This is a genomic window from Occallatibacter sp. (genome assembly GCF_049802275.1).
Lineage (GTDB): Bacteria > Acidobacteriota > Terriglobia > Terriglobales > Acidobacteriaceae > Telmatobacter.
In genome coordinates, this window is record NZ_JBARMD010000193.1 from 1 (window position 1) to 2045 (window position 2045).

Below are 2045 nucleotides of genomic sequence, written 5' to 3' on the forward strand. Positions count from 1 at the left end.
GGTGCGGGCGGGTTTCCATCCCTGCTTGAGGAGTTCGCCGAGTGCGCGCGCTTCTTCGAGTTCCGGGCTGGCACCGCTGATGGGGTCTTCAGCGCCGTTGACCCAGGCGTCGTGATGATTGCCGCGAATGACCCATTCATCGGGGAATGTTGAGCCAGGGATCGTGGCGATGACGTCGTAGAGAGGCTTGCGGTCCCAGTTAAACGCGACGGCGAGATGCGCCATTGCTTTGCTTGGTCCGGTCTTGTAGGTGAAGGGAAGACCGCCGCGCCAGTTGTCGGGAACGGTCTGGCCCTCAAGAGATTTTAGAAACGGCTGCGCGTCGGCATAAGAGATAGGGAGAACGGGGATTTTGGTGATCGTCTGGACCTGGTCGAGAGGGATGAGTTTTACGCCTGGTTTGGCGCCGATGCCGGGGGTCTGCGGATCGCCGGGGTAGACGGGCATGTCCATGACGCTGCCACGTTGCGCGCCCTCGGCGGGACGCATGGGGCCATCGGGGAAGGAGTCGCCGCGGGCGTAGCCATCGTCTTTGGGGTCGGAGTAGATGATGCAGCCGACTGCACCGTGTTCGGCGGCGACCTTGGGCTTGATGCCGCGCCAGGTTTCGCCGTAACGGGCGATGACGATGGCTCCCTTGACGGAAACACCCATGGCATCGAGCTGCTCGTAGTCGGAGGGTGCGCCGTAGTTCACATAGACAAGGGGCGCGGTGACGTCGCCGTCTTTTGAATAGGCGTTGTAGGTGGGGAGCTGCTCGTCCTTCTGGCCGGAAGTGGGATCAACGGCGAGCGTAGGCTCTTCGAGTTTGGCCGTGAACTTTGCGGGACCAAGAAGCTCGAGACTGCGCGATTTGGGTGTTGGAAACAGGGCTTCGAACTGCTCGATCTTCGCGTCGAGGCCGTAGGACTTGAGCTGGGCGAGGAGCCATTCGGCATTGTCTTTGTCGTAAGGGGAGCCCACGTGGTGGGGGCGCGCGGAGAGGCGGCGCATGTTTTCACGCAAGCGAGCGGTGTCTGGAATGGCCCGGAATTTCTGCTCCCATTGCACTTCAGCGGCGGAGTGTGCCGCGGCAAATCCGCGCAGGGATTCGGGATGAGAAGGATCTACGGCGTAAGCATTCAGGTTGAGGATCAAAAGGCAGGCAAAGAGTTTACGCATGCGTCGGCACCTTCTTGAAGAGAGATCTCTGGAGATTGCGTGGTCTTCGAGCGCTTTCCTGGGAAGTTCAGCGGGGTAAAGCGAATGTAATACTTGCGGCCGGGAGGGGTCAAACAAACCCGATCGGAGCGTCGGTGAGTCCTAAGACCTTAGTTGACAGAATCGACGGATCTGGCCTAGACTCCTAAGATCATAGGAGGTCGCGTGGGCGGACGTTCGGCGAAGAGCGCATTGACCAAGCTGGAATTGAAGATCATGCAGGTGATCTGGAAGCGGGGAAGCAGCACGGTGGCGGCGGTGCAGGCGGAGGTTAAGCCGGGGCTGGCGTACACGACGGTACAGACGGTGCTGAACATCCTAGAGCGCAAGGGGAAGCTGAATCGCGAACTCGACGGGCGGGCCTATGTCTACTCGGCGAGAGTGAGCGAGGAGAAAGCGATTGGACAGAGCCTGGGCGACATGATCGATCGCATGTTTGGCGGGTCGAGTGAAGAGCTTGTGATGAGCCTGCTGAAGAGCCGGCAGATCGATGCAAAGCGGCTGGCAAAACTAACCGAGCAATTCAGCAAGGGCAAAGGAGACGCGGCATGAATGGTTTCGAGAACGTGCTCCTGGCGTATGTTTTGAATTCTGTGTGGCAGGCTCCATTGCTGTTTGTTGCGGCCTGGGTCGCAGCGCGCTTGCTGCGGACGGCTGGTCCGGCTGCGGAACATCGCGTATGGGTGGGAGCGTTGCTGTCGCAGAGCCTGCTTCCGGCCATTTCGATTCTTCCCTGGGAGCGGGTCCATTTTGCAGTGCCGTGGCTGACACACGGAGCTGCGCCAGCGAATGCGCAGGTGTCGGTGCTGATGGGGGCGGGCAATGGATTTGGCGCGCTCCGTCTT

Annotated in this window: 3 protein-coding genes; 2 read left to right on the forward strand and 1 reads right to left on the reverse strand. The window is 60.3% G+C overall.

All coding sequences use genetic code 11. The annotated features are described in order from the left end of the window. Nucleotides 1-1161 (reverse strand): PA domain-containing protein (locus WA354_RS06425; protein ID WP_472812178.1); only part of this gene is annotated, 1161 nt, incomplete at its 3' end. 204 nt (nt 1162-1365) lie between these two features. On the opposite strand from WA354_RS06425, the gene WA354_RS06430 reads away from it, so the two are divergent. Both WA354_RS06430 and WA354_RS06435 read left to right on the forward strand, forming a co-directional pair. Further along, the gene (locus tag WA354_RS06430) at nt 1366-1752 is read left to right on the forward strand and encodes a BlaI/MecI/CopY family transcriptional regulator (RefSeq protein ID WP_472812179.1); all 387 of its coding nucleotides are present in this window, start codon (nt 1366-1368) and stop codon (nt 1750-1752) included. Further along, on the forward strand, nt 1749-2045 hold a 297-nt coding region (locus WA354_RS06435), incomplete at its 3' end, for a hypothetical protein (protein ID WP_472812180.1). The genes WA354_RS06430 and WA354_RS06435, both read left to right, overlap by 4 nt.